The 1,037-nt window shown below is 68.2% G+C and carries 1 protein-coding gene; it reads left to right on the forward strand.

The genetic code is table 11. From position 1 onward, the window contains the following. On the forward strand, positions 1-1,037 hold a 1,037-nt coding region (locus ACFZAT_RS33335), incomplete at both ends, for an AMP-binding protein (protein WP_391269701.1).

A 1,037-nucleotide genomic window follows, 5' to 3' on the forward strand; every position in this document is an offset into this window, starting at 1 on the left:
TCGACCGGGCGGCCCAAGGGCATCCTGTCCTCGCACCGCAACCTCGTCTCCACGGTCACCGCGCAGACCTACGGGAACTTCGGGCCCGACCAGGTATTCCTCCAGTGCTCACCGGTCTCCTGGGACGCCTTCAGCCTCGAATTCTGGGGCGCACTCCTCCACGGCGGCACCACCGTCCTGCAACCCGGCCAGAAACCCGAACCCACCCACATCGCGGACCTCTCCCGCCGCCACGGCGTCACCATGCTCCAACTCTCCGCCAGCCTCTTCAACTACCTCACCGACGAACACCCCGAAGCATTCACCACCGTCACCATCGCCTACACCGGCGGCGAAGCCGCATCACCCGCCCACATCCACAGACTCCAACAGCTCTCACCCCACACCACCGTGATCAACGGATACGGCCCCGCCGAATCCATGGGATTCACCACCACCCACACCGTCACACCCACTGACGAACCCCACCCCACCATCCCCATCGGCACACCCCTCACCAACAAAGGCGCCTACATCCTCGACGCCACCCTCCAACCCGTCCCACCCGGAGTCACCGGCCACCTCTACCTCACCGGCCACGGCCTCGCCCACGGCTACCTCAACCGCCCCGACCTCACCGCCACCACCTTCATCCCCCACCCCCACGGCCAACCCGGCACCCGCCTCTACCACACCGGCGACCTCGCCCACTTCGACCACAACGGACACCTCCACTACCACGGCCGCGCCGACAACCAAGTCAAGATCCGGGGCTTCCGCGTCGAACCCGCCGAAGTGGAGGCCGCACTCCTCAGGCACCCCCACATCACCCAGGCCACCGTCACCACCCACCGCCGCCAGCTGGCCGGCTACGTGGTCACGGACACCGACACCACGACCGAGGACATCCGCCGCTATCTCACCGACCGGCTCCCCGAGCACATGGTGCCCACCTACTTCACCGTCCTCGACCGCCTCCCCCTCACCCCCAACGGCAAGATCGACCGACGCGCCCTCCCCGAACCGGCCGCCGTCGTCTCCGAGGGCCGCGCCCCGCG

It is taken from the genome of Streptomyces sp. NPDC008163 (genome assembly GCF_042956885.1).
Lineage (GTDB): Bacteria > Actinomycetota > Actinomycetes > Streptomycetales > Streptomycetaceae > Streptomyces > Streptomyces drozdowiczii_A.